Source organism: Micromonospora coerulea (assembly GCF_016598485.1).
GTDB lineage: Bacteria > Actinomycetota > Actinomycetes > Mycobacteriales > Micromonosporaceae > Micromonospora > Micromonospora coerulea.
Genome location: NZ_JAEMUW010000002.1, coordinates 46,253 through 69,539, shown reverse-complemented (window position 1 = coordinate 69,539; position 23,287 = coordinate 46,253). Strand labels below are relative to the sequence as shown.

Sequence of the window (23,287 nt, the reverse complement as noted above, 5' to 3'; positions counted from 1 at the left end):
CCGTGGGTTGGCCCGTCGCGGCCCCGGCCGCTCCGGTAGACAGGACAGCGTGAGCAGCGGGAGAAGACCGTCCGGCGCCGCCCGGCGCCTGGCGGTCGTGCTCGTCGCCGTGGCCGCCGTCGGCGCGGGCTGCCAGCAACCCGCACCGCGCCCCCCTACGCCGAGCCCGCCGAGCGCGCCGAGCCCGCCGCCGTCCGCCACCGGGCCGCGGGCCCCGGCCGACTTCGTCGCGCTCTCCGACGTCGATCCGAGCATCCACACCGACATCCGGTACGCCACCGCACACAACTTCGTCGGTCGTCCGATCGCCGGCTACCCGGAGCCGCTCTGCCTGCTCACCCGTCCGGCGGCGGAGGCGCTGCGCCGGGTGCAGGCCGCCGCGCTCGCCGAGGGGCGCAGCGTGAAGGTGTACGACTGCTACCGCCCCCAGCGCGCCGTCGACGACTTCGTGGCCTGGGCGAAGCTGCCGGGGGAACAGCAGATGAAGGCCGAGTTCTATCCCGACGTGGCCAAGTCGAAGCTCTTCGCCGACGGGTACGTCGGCACGCCGACCGCGCACAGCCGGGGCAGCACACTGGACCTCACCCTGGTCCCCGTCCCGCCGCCCACCCAGCCCGGATACCTGCCGGGGCAGCCGCCGGTGGCCTGCACCGCGCCGCCCGGACAGCGCTTCCCCGACAACTCGGTCGACATGGGCACCGGGTTCGACTGCTTCGACCCGCTCGCCCACACCGCCGACGCCCGGGTCACCGGTGCCGCCCGAGCGAACCGGGAGCTGCTGCGGCGGCTGATGACCGCCCAGGGGTTCCAGAACTATCCGCGGGAGTGGTGGCATTACCAGTTCACCGCCGAGCCGTACCCGCGGACGTACTTCAACTTCCCGGTCGCCCGGTCGTCACTACCGTGAGCGCCGTCCCGGCCGGCACCCGGCCGGGACGGCGCTGCCGGTCAGAGGATGCCGCGGGCGACGAACGCCGCCCGGGTCGCCGTGGCGGCCTGGGTGCCGTAGAGCCGCTGCGCGGCGGCCACGGTGGCCAGCGCCGCGTCCCGGAACGAGGTGTCCGGGGCGAAGTCGAACTGCGCGTCCACGATCAGCGTGGTGGCCTTGGTGTCGCCGAGCGCGGTACGAATGTCCCACAGCGCGCGGGACCAGATCTCGCCATCGCGGTGCACCTCGCCCACCATGTCCGCCGGGTAGACCTTGGTGCCGTCGATCCGGCGCAGGCAGTGCGGGACGGTCCGGGTGTAGGAGACCGAGTCCCAGTCGGCCACGCAGGCCTCCGGGGTCTTCGTCGGCGTGCCGGTCGCCCAGCTGGTCACCACGACGGCCAGGTAGTCGGAAAAGCCCTCGCCGATCGAGCCGGACTCCAGGTTGGTGCCGAAGCCGGGCACCTGCCCGTCCTGCACCGAGTGGCCGTACTCGTGGACGATCACCTCGGCGTCCTCGGCGTCGTCCACCCCGCCCTTGCCCAGGGTGATGTTCGCCTTGTCCTCGCGGAAGAACGAGTTGTCGCCGCCGAACTGGTCGATGCGCAGTTCGATCTGCCGCTGGTTGACCGGCCGCAGGGTGCTGCCGAAGCCGAGCGACTGCAGGTACGCCTGCGCCGTGTTCACCCAGTGGTAGCCCATGACCTGCTCGAACTGGTCGGCGTCGCGGTGCCACGCCGGGTAGCCGCCGTCGGCCACCCGGGCCGGCGTGCCGGTCTTGCTCTTGACCACCACGTACCGGCCGGTGAGGGTGCCCGAGCCGTCCAGGTTGGTCAGCAGCACCGACCGGTACGCGCCGGCCAGCGCCGGGTAGTCAGCGTCCTTCTGATCGGTCAGCGTCTGGTCGCCCAGCTGCTGCACGGGGTTCGGCGCGAAGACGGTGGCGGTGGCGGTGTGGCCATACGGGTCGGCGGCCGCCTGGGCGGTCGTGCCGCCGGCGACCAGCGCCGCGGTGACCGCCGAGGCGACCAGCGCCGAACGTCTGACGTGGGGATGCATTCCATGATCCCTTCGAGAGTGGATCCGTGGGGTGAGACTAGGCTCCCCCGTCGACCTGTGCCAACCCTCGACGGGCAGGCCAGTTGCCCTCCCGTCGCTTAGGAAGGACCCTCGTGGACACCGAACGGATCGGCCCGCCTCTGCTGGCCGGGGAGCGCGAGACGCTGCGCGCCTTCCTCGACTTCCACCGGGCCACCCTGGCCCTGAAGTGCGCCGGGCTCACCGACGACGAGCTGCGCCGGCAGTCCTCGCCGCCGTCGACGTTGTCTCTGCTGGGCCTGGTCCGGCACATGGCCGAGGTGGAGCGCGCCTGGTTCCGCCGGGTCATCAACGGTGAGGACGTCCCGCTGGTCTGGTCGGAGACCGGCGACTACCAGGAGGCGTACGACGCGCGCGCGGCCGACCGGTCCGCGGCGTTCGAGGCCTGGCAGCGAGAGGTCGAGCACGCCCGCCGCATCGAGCGGGAGGCGGAGTCGCTCGACGTGACCGGCCACCAGGTGCGTTGGGGCGAGGACGTGTCGCTGCGTCTGGTGATGCTGCACATGATGCACGAGTATGCCCGGCACAACGGCCACGCCGACTTCCTCCGCGAGGCGATCGACGGCACCGTCGGCGTCTGAGCCCATCGGCCGGGACCGACGTCCCCGCCGACGGGCGCTACGGCCCTGCCCGCCGCGGCCGTGCTCAGTGGGCGTCCGCCCGGCGCAGAGGCAGCCAGGCCAGCACGTCCTGGATCTTCGCGTCCCAGTACGCCCAGTCGTGCGTGCCGGGGGAGAAGTCCACGGTGAGCGGCACGCCGCGCCGCCGGGCCGTCTCGACGAAGCGGGTGCTGTCGTCGTACAGGAAGTCCTCGGTGCCGCAGGCGACGTAGAGCGCGGGCAGGTCGCCGCCGGCGCGCTCCAGCAGCGCGACCGTGTCGTCGTCGGTGCCGGGTACCTGGCGGTCGCCCCAGACGGTGTGCCACACGGCCGGGTCCACCGGGTGGGTCGGGTGCTCCCGCCGCCGGGCCACGTCGAGGGCGCCGGAGAGGCTGGCCGCCGCCGCGAACCGCCCCGGGTCGCGCAGCGCCCACTTCATCGCGCCGTAGCCGCCCATCGACAGCCCGGCGACGAAGGTGTCCTCCCGGCGGTCGGAGAGCCGGAAGAACGCGTGGCACACCTGGGGCAGTTCGCCGCTGAGGAAGGTCCAGTACCGGTTGCCGTGCTCCTCGTCGGCGTAGAAGCTGCGGCCCGCGTCCGGCATCACCACGGCCAGGCCGAGCGGCGCCACGTACCGCTCGATCGCGGTGCGGCGCTGCCAGATGCTGTGGTCGTCGGTGAGGCCGTGCAGCAGGTAGAGCACCGGCGGGTCGCCCGCGACGGCGCTGCCGGCCAGGCCGATCTGCGCGCTGGCGCGTTCCGGCAGGAGCACGGTCATCGACGTGCTGAGGCCGAGCGCCTCGGAGAAGAAGTCACACCGTACGAGGGCCATGCCCGCCGATGCTAGGCGAGCCGGCCCGGGGCCACTCCCGCCGGCAGGTCAGCGCGCGTACCGGAGCTGCCGCAGATCGACCGCGACGACGCTCGCGACGACCGCGGCCGCGACCAGGCCGGCGTCCAGGTGTCAACGGCGTTCCGCCCCATTCGCGGATGAATCGACCGTTCCTATTGCCCTGGCCGTCCAGGAGGGACAGGATGGCCACACGCGCGCCGGAAACCTCCGCGTAACCTGCGCGCCGCTGGTCTCTGTCACGAGGAAGTGGGAGTCAGTCATGAGCGACGTGTCGACGGCGCTGGGTGTGCGCCTCTATCCCGACCTGGTCGAACGGGGCGGGTTGGCGTCCGGGCTCACCGCGTGCGCCGCCCAGCACCAGCTCGACGTCGGCCGGGTGACCAATCCCGAACAGGGCCGGAGCCGGTTCACCTGCGCCGAGCTGACCTCCGAGCGCGGGGCCGTCTGCGTCGGACTGGGCGCCCAGGCGCGATACTTCATGATCGACATCAGGGTGGCGGGCGAGGTCCGGGCCCGGGGCGATGCCACCGACCTGCTGCCGGTCGTCCAGGTGGCCGCCGCGTGGCGGGCCGGCGCGACCCTCGCCGAGCTCACCGCCCGCTTCCCGTTCATGGAGCCGATGACCGTCCGCTCCTCGGTCGCTCAGGTCCAGTAGAGGACGCGGCAGGCCGGCAGTCGGCCGGCCAGCTCCCGCTCGAACCACGACCGCAGCTCGGCCATGGTGTCCCGCGGGTAGACGTACTTCACCGCGCCGAACTTGCCGTACTTGCGGGTGCGGGTCGCCTCGTCCATCTCCAGCGTCGTCCGGGGATACCAGCCGAGCAGCACCTCCTTGCTGCCCGGGGTGAACCGGTGCGTGATCAGCTCGGCCGTCAGGTCCAGCCCGGACACCCCGTCGACCGCCGCCGCGACCAGATCCAGCAGCTCGCCGTAGTGCGCCCGCCAGGCGGGCAACGGCATGATCGGGGCGATGGTCAGCCCGACCGGGTAGCCGTCGCGCGCGAGCCGGCGCAGCGCGGCCAACCGGTCCTCCACCCGGCTGGTGCCGCCCTCCAGGCGGCCCCTCACCGGGCGGCAGTTCACGCTGAACCGGATCCGGGTACGCCCCGCGTGCGGCAGCCCGACGAAGCCGGCGACGTCGTCGTACTTGGTCGTCCAGCGCAGCTGCACCGGGGCGTCCCAGGCGCCGAAGTGCTCCACCGCCCGCTGCCAGCTGCCGGTCAGGTGCTCCAGGGCCAGCGGATCGGTGTAGCAGGACGCCTCGAAGGTGGTGCCCTCGGCGTCCCGCCGGGAGTTCCGGCTGGTCACCGTGCCCTGGCCGACGTATCCGGCCAGGCCGTCAAGGATGTCGTCGAGGTCGGCGTACACCCGGGTCACCGGCGGCCCGGAGAGCGAACCGGCCAGGTAGCAGTACTGGCAGTGCGCCGGGCAGCCCTCGGCGAGGTCGAAACGCCAGTCCGCGCTCGGCGCGATCGGTTGCAGCTTCCGCCGCGACGGCGGGCTCACCACGATCGCCAGCGTCGACTTGGCCCGCGCGTACGTCTCCCGCTCGGTGGCGCCGCGCAGCCCGGTCAGCCGGTTGCCGCGCAGCCGCTCCACCTCGATGCCGAGCGACTCGACCCGGTCGACGATCCGCCGGCCGTGCGGGTGGTCCCACGCCGCCGGGGTGGCCACCACCCGCTTCGGCGTCCACCGCCGCGCCGGGCGCGGCGGGGGCGCGAGGCCGGCCAGGTCGCGGGTCGGGACGCGCTCGCCGCTGGCGTCGTGCGGAGCCGGCGGTACGCCGACCGCGAGCGGCTCGGCGACGTCCACCGCGTCCGTGTCGTCCCGGTTCATCCGGCCCGGATACCCGTTCCGCCGGTGATCCCACGTGCGCCCGGTTCCGTCATACCCCGGTCCTAGCCTGCCGGCAGGAGCGCCATCGACGAGAGGACACCGCCGTGCTGCGAGGGCTCGCCACCGTCAACTTCTGGGCCGACGACCTGTCCGCCGCCCGCGCCTGGTACGCGGAACTGCTCGGTCTCGAGCCCTACTTCGAGCGGTCCGGCCCGGACGGCCACCCCGCCTACTACGAGTTCCGCCTCGGTGACCATCAGGACGAGCTGGGCCTGATCGACCGCCGCTTCGCGCCGCCGGGCGGGGCCGACCGACCGGGCGGCGCGGTCGTCTACTGGCACGTCGACGACGTGTCGGCGGCCTTCGACCGGCTGCTGGCCGCCGGGGCCGTCGTGCACGACCCGCCGCGCGAGCGGGGCCACGGCTTCGTCACCGCGTCGGTCGTCGACCCGTTCGGCAACGTGCTCGGTGTGATGACCAACCCGCACCACGTCCAGACGCACGGCTTGGCGAAATAGCGACGACAATCCCGGAGTTCCTCCGCTAGCGTCCCGGCCGTCGACAGGCCAGCCGGACGGGGGAGATGGATGGGGCGTCATCGGTCGCCGCGGGAGAAGAAGGTGTTGACCTACACCCGTGACCGCCGCAACGACTACGGGGCGAACGACAAGGCGTCCCGCCGCGCCATCCGCCGCAACAAGCGCCTCCCGCACCGGGCCAACCGCCACCACGACCACCAGCGGCTGACCGCCCTCGCCGGCGCGCCCGACCCGGCGATCGACGAGGTCGTCGAGGTGCGGCTGCGGGGCCGCCGCCCGAAGACATGGCGCAAGCTGCCGGATCTCCCACTCGGCGAGCACCTCGACCGCCGCCGCCGGGCATGAGCGACCAGCACCGGGCCTCCGCGGCGGCCCTCACCACCCGGCTCCGGCTGCACCGGCGGGAGTGGTGCCACGGCGGTCGGACCTACCAGGTGATCACCCTCCGTCCGACCGACCCGGTCCGGTTCGCCGTCCGCGTGGAGCACCACTTCACCGTCGTCAGCTCGGACCTGGCCGGCGCGCGGCTGCTCGGCCGGCTGCTCTGGGGCCTGTCGTACCAGCGTCGGCCGGACACGCTGCTGGTGCTGGAGCCGGGTCGGATGGTGCCCGACCACGAGGAGGGGCAGCCCAGCCCACCGACGGTCTTCTCGGTGACCGCCCGGGCCGTGCTCACGCCCGCGGCGGCCCGCGGGTTGCGCGCCGCCCACCTCTGGCGGTCCCGGCCGGCCGGCACCGTCACCTGGAACACACTCGGTTACGCCGGCGCGCTGGACGCCCTCGACCGCTGGTACGACCAGCGTCACGCCGGCATGCCCTCCCCGGTCGAACACCTGCCGACCGCACCGCAGCCCCGGCTGGCCGTCGACGGATCCGTGCTGACCGTCTCGGCCCTGCCCGAGCAGCTGCGCAACTGGGCGCTCCTGATCGGCCGGGCGGGCGGTCACTGGTACGGCGACGAGTCGTGCACCGAGCCCGACAGCGCGGCGGGGTTCGACGTGCACGCGGTCCGGCACTTCCACCGCCTGGTGTCGGCGGCCCGGCGGGCCCGCGCCGAGGTGCTGGCCGCCCACGACGCGCCGACCGAGCCCCGGCTGATCGCCGAGCGGGTCCGCCGGCACGTCGACGTGGTGGCCGCCCGTCGTCCAGGGCCCTGGGACTTCGCCCCGCCGCCCCGACCGGACTGACCAGCTCTACGCCGAACGGGTTAATCGGTTGCCGGCCGCCGGGCCGGCTGCTGCAATCCGACCAGGAAACCCGAGCAGAGGAGCCAGGAAATGCGCGCAACGTCGATGTCCGACCAGAAGGGATTCGCCACCTACCCAGAGGACATGACGCTGCGTGAAAACGTTGAACTTGGGAATCCTGGCACATGTCGACGCCGGTAAGACGAGCCTGACGGAGCGGCTGCTGCACAACGCCGGCGTCATTGACGAGCTCGGCAGCGTCGACGACGGCAGCACCCGCACCGACACGATGGCGCTGGAACGGCAGCGCGGCATCACCATCCGCTCCGCCGTGGTGTCCTTCGTGGTCGACGGGGTCACCGTCAACCTCATCGACACCCCCGGCCACCCGGACTTTATCGCCGAGGTCGAACGGGTACTCGGCGTGCTCGACGGCGCGGTGCTGGTCGTCTCCGCCGTGGAGGGCGTCCAGGCCCAGACCCGGGTGCTGATGCGTACGCTGCACCGGCTGCGCATCCCCACGCTGCTGTTCGTGAACAAGGTGGACCGGGCGGGCGCCGACCCGGAGCGGGTGCTGCGGCAGCTCGCGGAGAAGCTCACGCCCGCGGTTATCGCCACCGGTCGGGTCGACGCCCCCGGCACCCGGGCGGCCCGCTGCGTCCCCTTCGGCTCCGACGACGCCGGCTACACCGACCGGCTGGTCGACCTCCTCGCCACCCACGACGACGGGCTGCTCGCCGGGTACGTCGAGGACGAGAGCGCAGTGACCTGGGGCCGGCTGCGCTCGGTCCTCACCGCGCAGACCGGCCGGGCGCGCGTGCATCCGGTCTTCGCTGGCTCCGCGATCACCGGGGCGGGCGTCGACGCGCTGATCACGGGCATCGCCGACCTGCTGCCTGCGGCCGAGAGCGACGAAGACGGGCCGCTCTCCGGCACGGTCTTCAAGGTCGAGCGCGGCCCGGCCGGCGAGAAGATCGCGTACGCCCGGATCTTCACCGGGATGGTCCGGGTCCGCGACCGGGTCCGCTACCGGCGCCACGAGGCGGCCAAGGTCACCGCGATCAGCGTCTTCGAGGCCGGCAACGCCGTGCCGCGACCCGCGGCCGGCGCCGGCCGGATCGCCAAGCTCTGGGGCCTGGACGACATCCGGATCGGCGACCCGCTCGGCACGCCGCCGGACCGACCGGCCGGTCGCCACCACTTCTCCCCGCCGACGCTGGAGACGGTCGTCGTGCCGTGCCGGGCGGCCGACCGGGCGGCCCTGCACACCGCCCTGACCCAGCTCGCCGAGCAGGACCCGCTGATCAACCTACGCCAGGACGACATCCGGCAGGAGATCTCGGTGTCCCTCTACGGCGAGGTGCAGAAGGAGGTCATCCGGGCCACCCTCGCCGACGAGCACGGCGTGGCGGTCACCTTCCGGGAGACCACCCCCGTCTGCGTCGAACGCCCGGTGGGCGTCGGCGCCGCCGTCGAGTGGATCGGCAAGGAGCCGAACCCGTTCCTCGGCACGGTGGGCCTGCGGATCGAGCCGGCGCCGATCGACAGCGGCGTCGAGTTCCGGCTCGGCATCGAACTCGGCTCGATGCCGCTGGCCTTCCTCAAGGCCATCGAGGAGACGGTCCGGGAGACCCTCCGGCAGGGCCTGCACGGCTGGCAGGTCACCGACTGCCGAATCACCCTGACCCACGGCGGCTACTGGGCCCGGCAGAGCCACTCCCACGGCGTCTTCGACAAGAGCATGTCCAGCACGGCCGGGGACTTCCGCAACCTCACCCCGCTGGTGCTGATGGACGCCCTCGCCCGGGCCGGCACCCGGGTGTACGAGCCGATGCACCGCTTCCGCCTCGACGTGCCGGCGGACCTGTTCGGCGCGGTCCTGCCCGTGCTGGCCCGGCTCGACGCCGTGCCCCGCACCTCCACCGCGCGCGGCACGTCCTACCTCGTGGAGGGGGAGGTGCCCGCCGTGCGGGTGCACGCGCTGGAACAGCGACTGCCCAGCCTGACCCGGGGCGAGGGCGTCCTCGAATCCGAGTTCGCCCACTACCGGCTCGTCCGTGGCCCGGCGCCGAGCCGGACCCGCTGGGACCACAACCCGCTCAACCGCAAGGACTACCTGCTGGCCGTCGCCCGCCGGGTCACCGCCCGCCCCGAGCAGCGGTGACCGGCCCAGGGCGCGGGTAACGGGCGCGGACCGCGTCGATGCAGGTGTCGCGGGAGGTGGGTCCACCGAACCGCAGCCGGTCGTACCCCGTGAAGGCGGGCTCCAGCGCATCCAGGTCGTCCACCAGCGCGTGCAGCCGCGCCGACCACGCCGTCGAGCCGGCGTCCGGCTCGTCCGGCGCGGACCGGATCGCCGCCGTCAGCTCGTCCTTGCGCCGGATGTTCTCCGGCGCGACCGAGTGCAGACACACGTACCGGCCGCTGAGGTAGGCCTCCCACTCGGCCGCGCCGGTGGCCGGGTCGGCCCAGTGTCCGGTGAACCAGGCCGCCAGCCGCTCCGGGCCGCCCGCCCGTTCGGCCAACGCGAACAGGTCGGCCGGGACCATCTCCGCGCCGTCCGAGCGCAGATAGCCCGGCAGCGGCAGCCGCCGGTCCAGCATCAGCCGGCGTACGTCGTCCGGGTCCCGACCGGTCCCGGCGCACAGCGCCTCCAGGACCACGAACTGCCCGCTGACGTACTCGTCGTCCGCCGCCGTCATCGGGTGGTCCCCGTTGACTTCGAGGTACCGCTCCGCCACCCGTCGCCTCAGTTCCACTGCCCACCTTCCGTCCCGCACCCGCTCCCGTGCCGGTGACGTTAGGGCGTCGATCCTTCGGCGAAGGCCGAACCGTGCCGGGCCGGCGAGGGCCCGGTGAGCCGCCACGGTCACCCGGGCAGCAGGTGCCGTCGGGCGTCGTCCAGCCCCTTCTCGTTGCCCTCCGCCGGAGTCAATCAGCGCGGCGGGCGGATATCAATTGCGCCCACACCGCGGTGGGCTTACCGTCAATCGGCAACGTCAACCGGATCAACCCAGGGAGTACGCCGTGTCGCAGCACAGCCGCACCGAGGCCCCGCGGCCCATGCCGCGCGGCGGTGCTCTGCTGCCTGCCGGCGAACGAGGCCTGTGCCGGCAGCAGCGCTGGCAATCGGGGTGGCGGCGCGACTAGCGCCGGCGCGAGACGCGCAGCCGCCCGCCCCGCGAGGGGACCGGGCGGGTTTTTCGTCACCCGTGCCCGCCCGAGGGGCGTCGCTGAACCGGACGAGCACCGGATTCCTTCTGCTCGACACCGTCCTGGCCGTGGCCGGCGACGTCGCTCCTTATCAACTCCACAGTGGACGACATGAGCACGACGCCGGCCAGCGCCCCGACGCGCCGGCCGGGGTGACACATCCGGGACGAGGGAGCTGGCTGACCCGCTCGCCTTGGGCGCGAGAGACACGGGGTTCGATTCCCCGGTCCCGGACGAGGGGATGTTCCGCATCGTCCCCGCACGGGCCGTTGGAGCAATGGGCAGCTCACCCGGTTCTCAGCCGGGCGGTTACGGGTTCGAGTCCCGTACGGCCTACGTCCGGCGTGGACGTGCTGGTGACCCGCAAGGGCGCCATCCGGGCCGGTCGGGGGGACCTGGGCATCATCCCGGGGTCGATGGGCACCGGCTCGTACATCGTGCGCGGCAAGGGCAACGCCGACGCCTACTGCTCCGCCTCGCACGGTGCCGGGCGGCGGATGTCGCGGGGCCAGGCGAAGCGGACGTACAGCACCGCGGACCTGATCCGGCAGACCGCCGGTGTGGAGTGCCGCAAGGACGCCGGGGTGGTCGACGAGATCCCCGGCGCGTACAAGGACATCACCAAGGTGATGGCGGAGCAGGACGACCTGGTCGAGGTGGTCGCGCACCTCAAGCAGGTGGTCTGCGTGAAGGGTTAGACCGACCGGCGCCCGAGGGGGGCGCCGGTCGTACGCCCCGGTGGCGCAGCGGAGAGCGCGCCGGTCTACGAAACCGGAGAGCCCAGGTTCGAATCCTGGTCGGGGCACGGTCCGCATCCGCGACGGCGGAGTGGAACCCTTGCGAGCTGGTGCAGTCGGCAGCACACCTGTCTCTGGAACAGGAGAGGGAAGTTCGAATCTTCCGCTCGCAGCAGCAGGCCCGTCGAGCCCGGCCACGAGCTCGACCTGCCGTCCACCGGAATGCGGCGCGGCCGCGGACCACCATCCGTGCGATGGTGGCCGGCGGCCGCGTCGTGCGTCGCGGGCGGTTCAGCCCAGGTGCACGGCGTTGGCCGTGGACAGGTGCTCCCTGCGGACCTTGGGGGAATATGATCAGCGTCGCAGCTCTCGTGGAAAACGGAACCGTTTCGGGCCGATCTGGCGGGCGGGTCACCGGGCGGTGAGCAGGACCGGGATCCGCACCACGTTGATCCGGCGCCCGTCGCGGGCGGACACCTCGTACACCTCGACCGTGCCCGGCCCGGTCGCGGCCAGCCGGTAGCCGACGGTGGCCCGGTAGTCGCCGCGGCAGCCGGAGCCGCAGGCGGCGGTGGTGAACGCCGTGCCGATCTCCCGACCGCCCGCGTCCAGGACCCGGACGCTCACGGTCGCCTCGAACACCTCCGCCGTGCCGGTCACCGTCACCGGGCTGGCGAGCCGGTCGCCGACCGCGGGCGCCGTCACCACGATCGCCGGCAGCAGGTCGGCGTAAGCCCCCCGCCCGGTCGGCGCGGCGTCGCCCGGGGTGAAGGCGACCCGTCCCACGGTGGGGAACTGGGTCAGCGTCCAGACCACCTGCGCCCGGCGCAACCGTACGGTCGCCGCGTCGCCGGCGTCGAAGCCGGCGGGCAGGGCGAGCGTCGCCACCCGGTCGGCGATGCGGACCACCTGGCCGCCAGCCGGTACCACGGTGGTCAGGCCGGCCGCCGCCTCGGCGGCGGAGGGGCCGGCGGCCAGCTCGGTGAGGGCCAGCCGGGAGGTGGCGAGGGTCGCCGGCAGCGTGCGCCGGGTCGGCACCAGCTTCCCGTCCCGGGCGAACCAGAGCTGCACGGTGATCGTCCCGTTCGGGCTGGGCTCCTCGCTGGCGGCGGGCGTCGTCGTGCCCGGGGACGTGGCCGGGGGACGGCGGCTCGGCGCGCCGGTGGCCGGGGTCGGGCCGGCGCCCGCGCTGGTGGGGGCGGCGCTCACGGTGGGGGAGGCGCCGGCCGGCGCCGGTCCGAGGGTGCCCGTCCGGGCCGGCGCGCAGCCGGTCGCGAGCAGCACCAGCAGCGCGAGCGCAACAGTCAGGCGTCGCATCGGTCGGCCTCCTCCGGCGGTTCGACGGGCAGCTCCAGCTCGAACCGGGTGCCCCGGCCGACCTCGCTGCGGACGCCCAGCCGCCCGCCGAGCAGCCGGGCGTTCTCCCGGGCGATGGCCAGGCCCAGGCCGCTGCCGGGGCCGGTACGGGATGGGTCGGCCTTGTAGAACCGGTCGAACACGTACGGCAGGTGCGTGGCGGGGATCCCCGGTCCTTCGTCGCTGACCTCGACGGTCACCACCCCGGCGGTCCGCCGCACCTCGGCCCGGACCGCCCCACCGCCGTGCTCGACCGCGTTGGCGACCAGATTCGCCAGCACCCGTTCCAGCCGGCGCGGGTCGGTGTCGACGGGGGTCGCGTCGCCGGTCACCGTCACCCGGCCGGTCCAGCCGCGGGAGTCGAGGATGCCGCGCAGCAGCGCCACCACGTCGACCGGCCGCACCGCCAGCACCTCCCGTCCGGCGTCCAGCCGGGAGATCTCCATCAGCTCCTCGACCAGCCGCCGCAGCCGGACCACGTCGGTGACGAGCAGTTCGGCGGCCCGGCGGGCGTCGGCGGGCAACGCGTCCAGCTGCTCGGCGAGCAGCGACGCCGCCGCCACCAGCGCGGTCACCGGGGTACGCAGCTCGTGCGCGACGTCGCCGGTGAACCGCCGCTCCCGGGCCCGGGCCGCGGACAGGGCGTCGATCTTCGTCTCCAGCGCCGCGGCCATCTCGTTGAACGAGGCGGCCCAGGCGCTGAACTCGTCCCGGCCGCGCACCGGCAGCCGGGTGTCGAGCAGTCCTTCGGCGACCGCCCGGGCGGCCCGGCTGGCCCGTCCGACCGGTTCCAGGGTCCGGCGGGCCAGGGTGTTCCCCACCGCGGCGGCGAGCAGCAGCACCCCCGCCCCGCCCACCGCCAGCGCGGTGCGGAGCTGGTGCAGGCCGTCGACCACGTCGTCCTCGACGGTCACCACGTACAGCTCGGCGGTGGAGCCGGGGATCCGGCCGCCGACCACGAGCAGGTGCGGCCGGGCGCCGTCGGGGGAGCGCTGGTAGGCGAGCTGCCCGGAGGCGACCGCGGTCCGCAGGTCGGGCCCCGGCGTCGGCGCGTAGCGCGGGTTCGAGGCCGTCGTGTCCCCGGCGACGAGCAGGACGTGCCGCCCGTTGCCCTCGAAGCTGGCCAGCAGGTCCGCCCGGCGGGCGTCGGTCAGCGGCAGGAACTGCCCGGCGAGGACCAGCTGGTAGCGGGCGTCGGCCGCCGCGCGTTGCAGCGAGCCGTCGAACCGGGCCTGCCGCAGCATCAGGTAGGAGCCGCCGGCCAGCACCCCCGCGGACACCCCGGCGATCAGCACGAACGCGATGACCAGCCGGCGCCGCAGGCGCCCCGCGGGTACCCGCCCGGCCATGACCTCACCCCGTCGACAGCTTGTAGCCGGCGCCCCGCACGGTCCGGATCAGCGCCGGCTGGCCGGGGTCGTCCTCCACCTTGGCCCGCAGCCGCTGCACCGCGACGTCGACCAGCCGCGAGTCGCCGAGGTAGCTGTGCCCCCACACCCGGTCCAGCAGCAGCTCGCGGGTGAACACCTGGCCGGGCCGGCGGGCCAGCTCCAGCAGCAACCGGAACTCGGTCGCGGTCAGGGTCAGCTCCCGGCCCGACTTGCGGGCCACGAACCGGGCCGGGTCGATCTCCAACGGACCGGCCCACAGGGTGGTCTCCTCGACCGGGGCGACCGCCCGGCGCAGCACCGCGCGGACCCGGGCGACCAGCTCCGGCAGGTCGAACGGCTTGCGCAGGTAGTCGTCGGCGCCGCACTCCAGCCCGACCACCACGTCGATGGTGTCGGTGCGCGCGGTGAGCATCAGGATCGGCACCTGGCTGGTTCGGCGGATCTCCCGGCACACCTCGAAGCCGTCGAGGCCGGGCAGCATGACGTCGAGGACGATCAGGTCGGCCGGCCGGGCCCGCCAGCCGGCGAGGGCGGTCGGCCCGTCGACCGCGGTGTCCACCCGGAACCCGGCCCGGCGCAGACCGAGGGCGGTGACCTCCCTGATGGAGGCATCGTCCTCGACGATCAGCACGCGGCCCTCCATGACGACCTCAGCGTAGCTCCGGCGCGACGCGGCGGGACCCTGGCGCAACGGTCGGTGATGAGGGCCGACCGGCCCCCATCACCGGTGTGGTCAGGCCTGCCACTGGTGCGCCACGTCGAGCACGATCCGGCTGTGCGTGCCCGGGCCGGCGAGCACGAACACCCGGTACGGCAGCTGCGCCCGGACCCCCACCGCGAAGGTGGTGTAGCCCTCGAAGCTGCCACCAAAGACCACGTCCCGCAGCGTCCGGTAGCCCAGCGCGTTGATCGCGTGGTCACCGGTGCGGTACGGCACGGTGGCGACGTGGCTGTCGTCGTACGCCGGGGCCCGCAGCGAGACCCGCAGCAGTGCGCCGCCCGCCGTGTACGGCGACAGTGCCAGCCCCTGCCCCTCGGTCCACGTCTCGCCGTACGCGACGGAGTAGCCGTTCGCCGAGCCGGCGAACTCGAACACCACCCGGTCCCAGCAGTCGTGCCGCCCGGCGCGGACCTCCGCGAGCGGGGCGCCGCTCAGCGCGCCGCCCGACTTGGCGGTGCTGCCCCAGGTGATCCCGCAGTACGGCGTGGTCGCCGCGGCGGCGCCTCCCGTGCCGGCGAGCAGCCCGCCGAGCACCACGGTCAGCGCTACCAGCACTCTCCTCAGTTTCATCGTGCCCTCCCTGTCGACTGTCGCGGGACCTGCTCCAGCGGTCCCGACTCGACAGTCGGCGCGCCGCGCCACAGTGGCTTCGCAGCCGGGTAACCGTCGGGTAACAGCGGTCCGTCCGCGCCGACAGTCCCGCCCCGGGGACCGTCAGCGGTCGACCGTGGGGAGTGCGGACGGGTCGGCGAGCGTCCGCAGCGGCGACCGGTAGAGCGGCAGCCAGGTCAGCGCGGCGCCGGCCGCGCCCACCCAGAGCGGCGTACGGGCGCCCGCGTGTTGGCCGAGCAGACCGGCCCGGCGCTGCGAGCTGGCAGCCGGCACCGTCTCGCACCACCTGACCGCGCTGCGCGACGCCGGGCTGATCGGCACGCACCGGGTCGGACGGTTCCTGCTCTACGCCCGGACCAGCTCGGCGGAGGCGCTGATCGCCGGCGCCGGTCCGCCCGAGGCGGCCGATGGCGCAGAATGACCTGATGCCCGACCGCTCCCCGCGTACCCCCTCGGTGTCCTGCGTCTTCGTCTGCCACGACGGCGCGGGCCGGTTGCTGCTCGCCCGGCGGCGCCGGCGCCCGCGACGAACCCGGCACCTGGGACACCGGTGCGGGTGCGCTGGAGTACGGCGAGACCTTCGAGGCCGCCGTCACCCGCGAGGTCGGCGAGGAGTACGCGACGACGCCGCTGGAGATCAGCCAGCTCGGGGTCCGCAACGTGCTGCGCGACGACCCGCCGTCGCACTGGGTCGCGCTGATCTTCGCGGTCCGGGTCGACCCGGCGATGGTAGCCATCGGCGAGCCGCACAAGTTCGACCGGCTCGGCTGGTTCACCCGCGACGCGCTGCCCACCCCGCTGCACTCGCAGCTCCCGCCGACGCTGGCGCTGCTGCCGGACCACCTTGGCTGACCGCACCGGCTACGGCGGCGGAGAGGGCGACAGGACGTCAGCGTATCCGGACAACTCCTCCGGATGCCGTACCTTGCCGATGTCGTGGGTGGCGGCCCCGAAGAGCACCGCCGCGCGGTCGAACGGGAGCTGCGGGAACCAATCCGCAAGGGCGCTGGTGAGCTGCGCGGCCACGTCGTGCACGGCCCGCAGGTGCCCGGCCAGGCGCGGCGGCGCGTGCAGCGCCGCCAGCAGGGCCGCGACCTCGTCGGGCAGCGGCCGCAGCGGCGGGTCGCCGGGCTCTTCGAGGGCGCGGCGCAGGGCGTCGGAGGTCACCGCAGCAAGGCTACGACCCGTCCTACAGCACTATCGGTAGCGGCTCGATGAAGCACTTCGCCACGTGCGACTCCACGAGTCGCTTCGCCTCCTCGGCGTCCGCCTCGGTGAGGAACACGCCAGGTTGTGCCGGCCGGCTACAAGATCAAGCCCATCCGTTTCGGTGGACCTCGTGCCGTGCCCGTGCGTCCATGCCCGCCGCGTCGTCGTGAACCAGGCGACCCCGGCACGCGCCAGGCGGTCGCGCACCCGCGCCCACTCCGGCGGACCCGCGCCCTCCTCGCCGTACCGCGCGTCGTGCTCCGCCACCGGATCCGTCACTGGATCAGCCATGCCCGACCGACCCTGGTGATGAGTTGTCGCGCCCGCACCCGTCACACCTACGACGGGACACGACGAGACGGAAGGATGACGTGATGAGTGCGGACACGCGGCTGGAGGAGCTGGGCGTGAGCGGTCTGGGCGAGAGCGGGCTGGGCGTGAGCGGTCTGGGCGAGGTCGACGAGGCGGCGTTCTCGGGGCTGGCGGAGCGGCACCGGCGGGAGCTGCACGTGCACTGCTACCGGATGCTCGGGTCGTTCGAGGACGCCGAGGACACCGTGCAGGAGACGTTCCTCCGTGCCTGGCGGCGCCGGGAGACCTTCGAGGGGCGGTCGACGTTCCGGGCCTGGCTGTACCGGATCGCCACCAACGCCTGCCTGGACCTGCTCGCCAAGTGCCGCCCGGAGCCTGCGACCGGCGGCGAGGTGCTGTGGCTGCAGCCCTACCCGGACCGGCTGCTCGACGAGCTGCCCGCGGGCGACGCGGACGAGCCGGAGACCGTCGCCGTCGCGCGGGAGACGATCGAGCTGGCGTACCTGGTCGCAGTCCAGCACCTCGCGCCGCGCCCGCGGGCCGTGCTGATCCTGCGGGACGTGCTCGGCTGGCCGGCGAAGGACGTCGCGGAGCTCCTCGGGGACTCCGTCAACTCCGTGAACAGCGCGCTGCAGCGGGCCCGCGCCGGCATGCGGGAGCACCTGCCCGCCGAGCGGCAGGACTGGACCGGCGGCGAGGAGGACGCCGGGACGCGCGAGCTGGTGCGCCGCTTCACCGACGCCAGCGTGGCCAAGGACATCGACGGGCTTGCCGCCATGCTGCGGGACGACGTCCGCTGCTCGATGCCGCCCACGCCGGGCCTGTACGTCGGCCGCGACGCGGTGGTGAACGACTGGGTCGAGGATGGCTTCGCAGACCTGGGGCACCTGCGCGGCGTCCTGACCTCCGTGAACCGGCAGCCCGCCGTCGCCTTCTACCTCTGGCGGGAGCAGGAGGGCGCGTACCTGCCGCTGACGATCGACGTCCTGCGCGTCACCGGCGGGGCGATCACCGAGATCGTCATCTTCCACGACGATCAGTTCCCGCGGCTCCGGCTGCCGGAGCGCCTGCCGGCGGACGGCACCGAGTAGTCCCGGTGTGGACGCTCACGCTGCGCGGTGGCGCGCGTGTCGCGGTGGTCGCGGCGGAGTGGTGCGACGCGTTCGGCGTCGTCACCCGCGGGCGCGTGCAGCTGGAGCTGCGCGACGGCGAGCCCGGGCCGGTCCTCGGACGCGATGCCGGGTTCTGGCTCCGCGGCACCGGCGTCCGCGCCCTACGGGACCCCGGCCGTCGCACGGCGAGGGTGCGCATCGTCACCCCCAGGGCCAGGACGTCACCTGCCGGTCAACACACCCCCTGCGCCAGTTACCGAATGATGGAGGAACGACATGAACAGCATGAATGACACCGGGGTCGCCGCGGGCATGGCATCCGGCCGGACCAGCCACACCCACCGACTCCGCGGGCTCGCCGGCACCGGCTTCATTGCCACGCTCGCGGCGATGGTGGCCACCACCCTCGCCGCTGCGCTTGCCCAGGCCGTTGGCGTCGACTTCGAGGTCCCCGATGGTGGCGAGACGGTCCCGTTGTCCGGGTTCGCCGTGGTGACCGGCTTCTTCTCGGTCGTGGGCGTCGTCATTGCCGTCGCCCTTCTTCGTTGGAGCGCTCGCCCCGCCGAGCGATTCGTGTGGACGGCAGTGTCGCTGACCGCGATCTCGTTGGTCCCGCCCCTCCTCTCCGGGGCAAACACCGCCACCACCACCGCCCTCCTCGGGCTACACCTCGTGGCTGCGACGGTGATGATCCCCACCCTGGCGCGGAGCCTCCGCACCCGGACTGATTGACGATCCCGCAACGGGACAACGCGCGGCGCAAGGGCGTGCGCGAGCGCACTGACGTGGCCCCCGGCCGCCCGCCGATCAGGGCTGCCGGCCGGCGCGGGCGGGTGTAGCCGGGGAACAGCAGGGCGAGGCGCTCGACGCCCGTCGGTGACGGGCACCGCCCCCGACGCGGCTTCGCCGTGACGCGGCTGCAGGGGTGCGACTGCCCGACCGGCCGATCCGACGGGGGCCGGACGCCCGATGGAGAGGAACCGATCCCTTCTGGAGGGTGGGACGAGTTCTTCTCACACGGGGGTTTCACACATGGAACTGAATCGACGGACGATGCTGCGCGGGGCCGCCCTGGCGGGGGCCGCGGCGGTGACCGGCCTGGCCGGGACGGCGCCGGCGAGCGCGGCCGACACCACCGAGGTGGTCAACGGGCCGTGGCTGGTCAGCGCCGCGGGCGTGTTCCAGGTCGAGCCGGGCCACACCACGCCGAAGTTGCTGTTCTCGCAGGGTGACGACGGCACCGCCTCGCCCGACGGCCGGTACGTGGCCTTCCGCAACAACTCCTACATCCCCGGCCAGCCGCGCCCGGCAGCCGTGGCGCTCTGGGACCGGGTCACCGGGGAGACCCTGCCGCTGGTGGCGGGGGAGGAGGGCGTGTACTGGGAGAGCCCGACCTGGTCGCCGGACGGCACCCAGCTCGCCCTGGTCCGCAACCACGACACCCTGGTGACGGTCGACGTGGCCACCGGCGCCATCCGGGTGCTCGTGCAGGGACACGTCATGTCCCTGCCAAACTGGTCCCGGGACGGGTCCATGATCGTCACGCGGTGGTACAGCCGCTCGGAGGGGCCGCAGCTGAAGACACTGACCCTGGCCACCGGGAAGCTGCGGCGGATCTACCTGCCCGAGGCGGCCGGCGAGCACTTCGACTGGCCGGTCTTCATGCCCAACTCCGAGCGCGTGGTGTTCTGCACCAACCGCTGGACCCGCGACACTGAGGTCCTGGGCGGCCGGGCGCTCGGGTCGGTGCGCATCGACGGCACCGGCCTGAAGCGGCTCACCGACGAGCCCCGGGTGTACCTGTCGCCGGTGTTCTCTCCCGACGGCCGCTACTGCGCGGCGCTGTCGGTGCCGCCGACCAACGAGTACCCGGACGGCGGCAACATCATCGTCTCGACCAGCGGCTTCGGCGAGCCGTGGTGGATCCCGGGCGACGAGTACGACGACAGCAGCCGGCTGGACTGGGCCCGCGCCATCTGAATCGACCCGATCCCTGCGACGCGGCGGCCGGCCACCGGCCGCCGCGTCGGCGTCTCCGCACGCCGCCGCGCCGGTCCCGCCGATCACCGCCACGCGATGCGAGGCTGGGTGGCGGGACGGTCGCCGGTCGACGACGACAGTGGAGGGCGCGATGGCGGAGCCACCGACCGGAGTGCAGGCGCACGGCCGCCGGGCCAACCGGCGCAGCTACCACGACGGCCGCAGGGTCAACGGGTACGTCGACGACCCGTACCACCGGATCCGCCGCGCGGTCGCGGCCCGGATGGTGGCCGAGGGCGTGACCGGGACGCGGCCGGTGCTGGAGCTGGGCTGCGGCCCGCGCGGCATGCTCGACCCGGCGGACCTGCCGGGGCCGCTGGTGCTCGCGGACCTCGCCGAGACCGCGCTGGCCGGCGCGCGGCGGGCCGCCGGCCCCCGGGCCCTGCCGGTCTGCCTGGACGTCACCCGCGGCCTGCCGTTCCGCTCGGGCAGCTTCGCCGGGCTGCTGACCGGTGAGCTGATCGAGCACGTCTACGACCCGGTGGCACTGCTGCGCGAGTGCCACCGGGTGCTGGCCCCGGGTGGGCTGCTGGTGCTCACCACCCCCAACCTGGCCACCGTCCAGGACCGGGTGTCCTTCCTCCTCGGCCGGGCCCCACGCCAGGTGGACCCGCTGCACCCCTACCTCTGGCTGCACATCCGGCCGTTCACCGCGTCGTTGCTGCGCCGGGTGCTGCGGCGGGCCGGGTTCGTGCCGCTGTCGATCCGCTCCAACCAGGTCGGTTGGCGGCTGCCGGGTGGACGCTGGGTCACCTCCCGGCTGCTCGCCCGCCTCGCGCCGGGGCTGGGAGGTTCGCTGATCTGCGCGGCCCGGCGGCCCGCCGAGCCATCGTCACCGAGGGTCACGGGGCAACCGAACAGCGTGTGATCGTGATATTGACAAAGGGCTATCATGGGGGAACCGTCATGGACCGGGGGATGTCATGACCCGCCTATTCACCTGGGTCGTCAACAATCTCGACGCTTTCATCGGGCTGATCCTGGCCTTGACCGTCGCCATTCTCGGGCTGACGAGCACCGTCAGCCAGGAGGTGGTCAACAGCGCCATCCTGCTGATCCTCGCCCTGCTCGCCCAGGCCATGCTGCGTGACCGGCTGCGCCGGGAGACCAACGAGCACCAGGTGCGGCACGTGCTGGGCGACACCCGGGACCGGCTCACCGAGCTGGTGCCGCAGATGCGGGAGATCACCGGCCCCGACGGCGCGCTGAACCGGGCCCGCGAGGCCATCGACAGCGTCTCGATGGTCCGGGTGCTCAACGGCACCGAGGTCGGGCAGGCCCTCGCCGAGGCCCGCCGGCACACCGACCGGTGGGACTTCAAGGGCGGCACGGGCACCTACACCCGGGCGGTCACCCTGCCCGAGTGCCTCGACCATGCGCGCAAGCGCAACGCCACCCTGCGCTTCGCCATCGAGATCATCGACCCGACCGACGAGGGCGTCTGCGAGCGGTACGCGCGGTTCCGGCGCAGCCTGGCGCCGGACGCGCCGGGGGAGCGGTGGACGGTGGATCGCACCCGCAAGGAGTCCTTCGCCACCGTGCTGGCCGCCTGCTGGCACCTGCAACGCTCCGGCCTGCTCACCATCGACGTGCGACTGTCGCCGCGGATGACCACCTTCCGCTACGACCTCTCGTCGAGCTGCGTCATCGTCACCCAGGAGAATCCGCAGACCCCGGCGCTGCGCATCGACCGCAAGGAGCTGTACTACAACCGCTACAACATCGAGTTGCAGTCCAGCCGCGAGCAGAGCCGGCGGGTGCCGATCGAGGCCGCCGCGCAGGTGAAGCTCGACGACGAACCGTCCGTGGAGCAGGTCCGCCGGCTGTTCACCGCGCTCGGCCTGCCGCTGCCCCGCTCGTTCGGCGACCGCGACGTCGCCGACATCGTGGGCAAGGCCATCCAGGCGAGAGACCCCTACGCATGATGACCTACGCCGACCTGGAACGGGAGATCGACCGGGGCACCCGGCCGGAGCTGCTGCGCCGCTGGGTGCTCGACGTCCTCGACGACGTCGCGGCGGGGCGCCGGCCGCTGCGCGCGGTCCGCCACCCGCTCGGCTTCACCTGCCTGCCGGTGGACCGCGCCGGGCCCGACGGGATCTGCGTGCACGCCTGGCCGGCCGAGCCGCCGCCCGTCCAGACGACCACCTCCACCATGCATTCGCACAGCTGGGACCTGCTCAGCCACGTACTGCACGGCAGCGTCCGCAACGAGCTGATCGAGGTGATCGACGCGCCCGCCGCGCCGGCCTGGCGGGTGTACGAGGTGCGCAGCCGCGCGGACGTCGACGAGATGGCGGCCACCGACCGGCTGGTGACCGCGGCGACCGCCACCGTGGAGACGCACTCCGCCGGCGACTCGTACGCGTTGCGCGCCGGCGGGTTCCACACCTCTGAGGTGGACCCCGGGCGGCCGGCCGTGACGGTGGCGCTGGGGCGGACCACCCCCGGCGGCTGCGACCTGAGCCTCGGCGCGGTGCACGGGCGCAGCCACCGGGTGCGCCGGGACCGCTGTGGCGCGGCGGAGACCGCGCGGATGGCACGGGAGATCGCGCGACTGGTGGCACGGGGCTGACTGGCTGGAGGAGCCATGAACGTGAAGCCGGACGGACCCGGGCCGGACCTGCGTGACGCGCACCGGTTCGCCGTCGACGCCGCACGCGCCGCCGGGCGGCTGTTACGCGAGGGGACCAGGGGCCGGGTCGCCTCCCGCGCCAAGAATGCCACCGGCGACCTGGTCACCGACCTCGACCTGGCCGCCGAGCGGCTGATCGTCGACCGGATCCGCGCCCGCTGGCCCGAACACGGCGTGATCGCCGAGGAGGGCGGCGAGTACGCCGCCGACGACGCCTGGGCGTGGCTGGTCGACCCGCTCGACGGCACCAACAACGTGGCGATCGGGCTGCCCGCGTACGTGGTCGGGATCGCGCTCTGTGAGCGCGGCTCGCCGGTGGTCGGCGTGGTGCACGACCCGGTCGCCGGCCGCACCTGGTCCGCGGTGCGCGGGCAGGGCGCGTTCGTGCACGCCGCCGGGCCGTCCGGCCGGCCGCTGCGGGCGCCGCACCGGCCCGTGCCGTCCGCGCCGGTGCTGGCCTGGACCCAGGGCCACGACGTACGCCGGGACGACAGCACCGCCCGGGCGTTGAAGGTGGTACTGGACTCCACCGCCCGGCGGGTGCTGCAACTGTGGGCCCCGCTGCTGTCCTGGGTGATGCTGGCCCGCGGCGACATCGACGGGATCGTCGGGTACCGGCCGGAGGCCGTCGACCTGCCGGCCGGGCTGCTGCTGGCCGCCGAGGCGGGGATGGTGATACGGGCGCTCGACGGCGGGTGCTTCGACGACCGGTACGGGTGCCCGGCCGAGCGGCGCAGCTTCGTCGCCGGGCCGCCGGAGAGCATCGACCGGCTGGTCAAGCTGGTCACCGCGGCACAGTGGATCGAACCGCAGGTCCGCCACCTCACCCCGATCAGCCTCACCACCGTCGGCTGGTGAGCTTCGCTCGGGCCGTCCAATCGGTAGCTGGCCGGCTCGGTCGGCCGCAGCG

At 73.7% G+C, this 23,287-nt stretch carries 26 protein-coding genes, 4 tRNA genes and 1 pseudogene; 21 read left to right on the top strand and 10 right to left on the bottom strand.

What is annotated here, in order from left to right:
• Positions 1-49 precede the first annotated feature (49 nt).
• A complete protein-coding gene (locus I8N68_RS02685; protein ID WP_372433668.1) occupies positions 50-907 on the top strand; it encodes a M15 family metallopeptidase in 858 nt (285 codons plus the stop codon).
• Between the two features lie 41 nt (positions 908-948).
• Here I8N68_RS02685 and I8N68_RS02680 read toward each other — a convergent pair whose 3' ends face one another.
• A complete protein-coding gene (locus I8N68_RS02680; RefSeq protein ID WP_200207159.1) occupies positions 949-1,986 on the bottom strand; it encodes a M36 family metallopeptidase in 1,038 nt (345 codons plus the stop codon).
• Positions 1,987-2,099: 113 nt separating this feature from the next.
• Between I8N68_RS02680 and I8N68_RS02675 the strand changes: the two genes are divergently transcribed.
• Positions 2,100-2,606: a DinB family protein gene (locus I8N68_RS02675; RefSeq protein WP_200207158.1), complete on the top strand. Its 507-nt coding sequence runs from the start codon at positions 2,100-2,102 to the stop codon at positions 2,604-2,606.
• Positions 2,607-2,670: 64 nt separating this feature from the next.
• On the opposite strand, the gene I8N68_RS02670 is transcribed toward I8N68_RS02675, so the two are convergent.
• Positions 2,671-3,456 (bottom strand): alpha/beta hydrolase, encoded by a 786-nt coding sequence (locus tag I8N68_RS02670; protein ID WP_200207157.1) that lies wholly within the window; start codon positions 3,454-3,456, stop codon positions 2,671-2,673.
• Positions 3,457-3,736: 280 nt separating this feature from the next.
• On the opposite strand from I8N68_RS02670, the gene I8N68_RS02665 reads away from it, so the two are divergent.
• Entirely contained in the window at positions 3,737-4,132 is a 396-nt protein-coding gene (locus I8N68_RS02665) for a hypothetical protein (protein WP_200207155.1), read from the top strand.
• Here the strand turns inward: I8N68_RS02665 and I8N68_RS02660 are convergent.
• Complete coding sequence (locus I8N68_RS02660) at positions 4,120-5,313, bottom strand: spore photoproduct lyase family protein (protein WP_200207154.1); 1,194 nt, start codon at positions 5,311-5,313, stop codon at positions 4,120-4,122. The two genes, I8N68_RS02665 and I8N68_RS02660, sit on opposite strands and share 13 nt — an antisense overlap.
• A 104-nt stretch (positions 5,314-5,417) precedes the next feature.
• Here I8N68_RS02660 and I8N68_RS02655 point away from each other — a divergent pair, with 104 nt between their 5' ends.
• From I8N68_RS02655 to I8N68_RS02640, 4 genes are all read left to right on the top strand, one after another.
• Positions 5,418-5,831, top strand: a complete 414-nt coding sequence (locus I8N68_RS02655) for a VOC family protein (protein ID WP_307812520.1) — start codon at positions 5,418-5,420, stop codon at positions 5,829-5,831.
• Between the two features lie 105 nt (positions 5,832-5,936).
• Positions 5,937-6,197, top strand: a complete 261-nt coding sequence (locus tag I8N68_RS02650) for a hypothetical protein (RefSeq protein ID WP_200207152.1) — start codon at positions 5,937-5,939, stop codon at positions 6,195-6,197.
• Complete coding sequence (locus I8N68_RS02645) at positions 6,194-7,039, top strand: hypothetical protein (RefSeq protein WP_200207150.1); 846 nt, start codon at positions 6,194-6,196, stop codon at positions 7,037-7,039. The genes I8N68_RS02650 and I8N68_RS02645 overlap by 4 nt, the downstream gene beginning before the upstream one ends.
• 154 nt (positions 7,040-7,193) lie before the next feature.
• On the top strand, positions 7,194-9,203 hold the full coding sequence (locus I8N68_RS02640; protein WP_200207147.1) for an elongation factor G: 2,010 nt from the start codon (positions 7,194-7,196) through the stop codon (positions 9,201-9,203).
• Here I8N68_RS02640 and I8N68_RS02635 read toward each other — a convergent pair.
• The gene (locus tag I8N68_RS02635) at positions 9,178-9,798 is read right to left on the bottom strand and encodes a DUF6058 family natural product biosynthesis protein (RefSeq protein WP_200207145.1); all 621 of its coding nucleotides are present in this window, start codon (positions 9,796-9,798) and stop codon (positions 9,178-9,180) included. The two genes, I8N68_RS02640 and I8N68_RS02635, sit on opposite strands and share 26 nt — an antisense overlap.
• Before the next feature lie 615 nt (positions 9,799-10,413).
• Between I8N68_RS02635 and I8N68_RS02630 the strand changes: the two genes are divergently transcribed.
• The 5 genes and pseudogenes from I8N68_RS02630 to I8N68_RS02610 all read left to right on the top strand — a co-directional run bounded on the left by I8N68_RS02630 (position 10,414) and on the right by I8N68_RS02610 (position 11,162).
• Positions 10,414-10,486, top strand: a tRNA-Pro gene (locus I8N68_RS02630).
• A gap of 29 nt (positions 10,487-10,515) precedes the next feature.
• Positions 10,516-10,588: transfer RNA gene (locus tag I8N68_RS02625), tRNA-Glu, on the top strand.
• A 5-nt stretch (positions 10,589-10,593) separates the two neighbouring features.
• A pseudogene (locus I8N68_RS02620) lies at positions 10,594-10,950 on the top strand (RtcB family protein); the annotation flags it as partial.
• Between the two features lie 34 nt (positions 10,951-10,984).
• Positions 10,985-11,057: transfer RNA gene (locus tag I8N68_RS02615), tRNA-Arg, on the top strand.
• A gap of 33 nt (positions 11,058-11,090) precedes the next feature.
• A tRNA-Gln gene (locus I8N68_RS02610) sits at positions 11,091-11,162 on the top strand.
• 238 nt (positions 11,163-11,400) lie between these two features.
• On the opposite strand, the gene I8N68_RS02605 is transcribed toward I8N68_RS02610, so the two are convergent.
• From I8N68_RS02605 to I8N68_RS02585, 5 genes are all read right to left on the bottom strand, one after another.
• On the bottom strand, positions 11,401-12,306 hold the full coding sequence (locus I8N68_RS02605) for a Gmad2 immunoglobulin-like domain-containing protein (RefSeq protein WP_200207144.1): 906 nt from the start codon (positions 12,304-12,306) through the stop codon (positions 11,401-11,403).
• Positions 12,294-13,694, bottom strand: a complete 1,401-nt coding sequence (locus tag I8N68_RS02600) for an ATP-binding protein (protein WP_200207138.1) — start codon at positions 13,692-13,694, stop codon at positions 12,294-12,296. Before I8N68_RS02600 ends, I8N68_RS02605 begins: the two co-directional genes overlap by 13 nt.
• Before the next feature lie 4 nt (positions 13,695-13,698).
• Positions 13,699-14,379: a response regulator gene (locus I8N68_RS02595; protein WP_200207136.1), complete on the bottom strand. Its 681-nt coding sequence runs from the start codon at positions 14,377-14,379 to the stop codon at positions 13,699-13,701.
• Positions 14,380-14,469: 90 nt separating this feature from the next.
• Positions 14,470-15,027: an AMIN-like domain-containing (lipo)protein gene (locus tag I8N68_RS02590; RefSeq protein WP_200207134.1), complete on the bottom strand. Its 558-nt coding sequence runs from the start codon at positions 15,025-15,027 to the stop codon at positions 14,470-14,472.
• Positions 15,028-15,171: 144 nt separating this feature from the next.
• The gene (locus I8N68_RS02585; RefSeq protein WP_200207132.1) at positions 15,172-15,342 is read right to left on the bottom strand and encodes a hypothetical protein; all 171 of its coding nucleotides are present in this window, start codon (positions 15,340-15,342) and stop codon (positions 15,172-15,174) included.
• Here I8N68_RS02585 and I8N68_RS34155 point away from each other — a divergent pair.
• Both I8N68_RS34155 and I8N68_RS02575 read left to right on the top strand, forming a co-directional pair.
• Positions 15,329-15,490 carry an ArsR family transcriptional regulator gene (locus tag I8N68_RS34155; RefSeq protein ID WP_200208024.1) on the top strand — a complete coding sequence of 54 codons (162 nt, stop codon included), beginning with the start codon at positions 15,329-15,331 and terminating at the stop codon, positions 15,488-15,490. The two genes, I8N68_RS02585 and I8N68_RS34155, sit on opposite strands and share 14 nt — an antisense overlap.
• A 140-nt stretch (positions 15,491-15,630) precedes the next feature.
• Complete coding sequence (locus I8N68_RS02575; RefSeq protein WP_234038709.1) at positions 15,631-15,921, top strand: NUDIX domain-containing protein; 291 nt, start codon at positions 15,631-15,633, stop codon at positions 15,919-15,921.
• A 9-nt stretch (positions 15,922-15,930) separates the two neighbouring features.
• Here the strand turns inward: I8N68_RS02575 and I8N68_RS02570 are convergent, their stop codons facing one another.
• A complete protein-coding gene (locus tag I8N68_RS02570) occupies positions 15,931-16,236 on the bottom strand; it encodes an HD domain-containing protein (protein ID WP_234038663.1) in 306 nt (101 codons plus the stop codon).
• A gap of 416 nt (positions 16,237-16,652) precedes the next feature.
• Between I8N68_RS02570 and I8N68_RS02565 the strand changes: the two genes are divergently transcribed.
• The 7 genes from I8N68_RS02565 to I8N68_RS02535 all read left to right on the top strand — a co-directional run bounded on the left by I8N68_RS02565 (position 16,653) and on the right by I8N68_RS02535 (position 23,235).
• A complete protein-coding gene (locus I8N68_RS02565; RefSeq protein ID WP_200207130.1) occupies positions 16,653-17,681 on the top strand; it encodes an RNA polymerase subunit sigma-70 in 1,029 nt (342 codons plus the stop codon).
• Positions 17,682-17,987: 306 nt separating this feature from the next.
• Positions 17,988-18,434: a DUF6069 family protein gene (locus I8N68_RS32625; RefSeq protein WP_234038662.1), complete on the top strand. Its 447-nt coding sequence runs from the start codon at positions 17,988-17,990 to the stop codon at positions 18,432-18,434.
• A 300-nt stretch (positions 18,435-18,734) separates the two neighbouring features.
• On the top strand, positions 18,735-19,682 hold the full coding sequence (locus I8N68_RS02555; protein ID WP_200207128.1) for a TolB family protein: 948 nt from the start codon (positions 18,735-18,737) through the stop codon (positions 19,680-19,682).
• Positions 19,683-19,833: 151 nt separating this feature from the next.
• Positions 19,834-20,610, top strand: a complete 777-nt coding sequence (locus tag I8N68_RS02550) for a class I SAM-dependent methyltransferase (protein WP_200207127.1) — start codon at positions 19,834-19,836, stop codon at positions 20,608-20,610.
• Between the two features lie 55 nt (positions 20,611-20,665).
• Positions 20,666-21,667, top strand: coding sequence for a hypothetical protein (locus tag I8N68_RS02545; protein ID WP_200207126.1), 1,002 nt, complete (start codon positions 20,666-20,668; stop codon positions 21,665-21,667).
• Complete coding sequence (locus I8N68_RS02540) at positions 21,664-22,317, top strand: hypothetical protein (RefSeq protein ID WP_200207125.1); 654 nt, start codon at positions 21,664-21,666, stop codon at positions 22,315-22,317. The genes I8N68_RS02545 and I8N68_RS02540 overlap by 4 nt, the downstream gene beginning before the upstream one ends.
• Before the next feature lie 15 nt (positions 22,318-22,332).
• Positions 22,333-23,235 carry an inositol monophosphatase family protein gene (locus I8N68_RS02535; protein WP_200207124.1) on the top strand — a complete coding sequence of 301 codons (903 nt, stop codon included), beginning with the start codon at positions 22,333-22,335 and terminating at the stop codon, positions 23,233-23,235.
• The last annotated feature ends 52 nt before the right edge of the window (positions 23,236-23,287 follow it).

Coding starts and splice junctions, on each gene's coding strand:
- I8N68_RS02680 (WP_200207159.1), bottom strand. CDS start 1,986: ATGCATCCCCACGTCAGACGTTCGGCGCTGGTCGCCTCGGCGGTCACC.
- I8N68_RS02670 (WP_200207157.1), bottom strand. CDS start 3,456: ATGGCCCTCGTACGGTGTGACTTCTTCTCCGAGGCGCTCGGCCTCAGC.
- I8N68_RS02665 (WP_200207155.1), top strand. CDS start 3,737: ATGAGCGACGTGTCGACGGCGCTGGGTGTGCGCCTCTATCCCGACCTG.
- I8N68_RS02660 (WP_200207154.1), bottom strand. CDS start 5,313: ATGAACCGGGACGACACGGACGCGGTGGACGTCGCCGAGCCGCTCGCG.
- I8N68_RS02645 (WP_200207150.1), top strand. CDS start 6,194: ATGAGCGACCAGCACCGGGCCTCCGCGGCGGCCCTCACCACCCGGCTC.
- I8N68_RS02605 (WP_200207144.1), bottom strand. CDS start 12,306: ATGCGACGCCTGACTGTTGCGCTCGCGCTGCTGGTGCTGCTCGCGACC.
- I8N68_RS02600 (WP_200207138.1), bottom strand. CDS start 13,694: ATGGCCGGGCGGGTACCCGCGGGGCGCCTGCGGCGCCGGCTGGTCATC.
- I8N68_RS02595 (WP_200207136.1), bottom strand. CDS start 14,379: ATGGAGGGCCGCGTGCTGATCGTCGAGGACGATGCCTCCATCAGGGAG.
- I8N68_RS02590 (WP_200207134.1), bottom strand. CDS start 15,027: ATGAAACTGAGGAGAGTGCTGGTAGCGCTGACCGTGGTGCTCGGCGGG.
- I8N68_RS02565 (WP_200207130.1), top strand. CDS start 16,653: ATGAGTGCGGACACGCGGCTGGAGGAGCTGGGCGTGAGCGGTCTGGGC.
- I8N68_RS32625 (WP_234038662.1), top strand. CDS start 17,988: ATGAATGACACCGGGGTCGCCGCGGGCATGGCATCCGGCCGGACCAGC.
- I8N68_RS02555 (WP_200207128.1), top strand. CDS start 18,735: ATGGAACTGAATCGACGGACGATGCTGCGCGGGGCCGCCCTGGCGGGG.
- I8N68_RS02550 (WP_200207127.1), top strand. CDS start 19,834: ATGGCGGAGCCACCGACCGGAGTGCAGGCGCACGGCCGCCGGGCCAAC.
- I8N68_RS02545 (WP_200207126.1), top strand. CDS start 20,666: ATGACCCGCCTATTCACCTGGGTCGTCAACAATCTCGACGCTTTCATC.
- I8N68_RS02540 (WP_200207125.1), top strand. CDS start 21,664: ATGATGACCTACGCCGACCTGGAACGGGAGATCGACCGGGGCACCCGG.
- I8N68_RS02535 (WP_200207124.1), top strand. CDS start 22,333: ATGAACGTGAAGCCGGACGGACCCGGGCCGGACCTGCGTGACGCGCAC.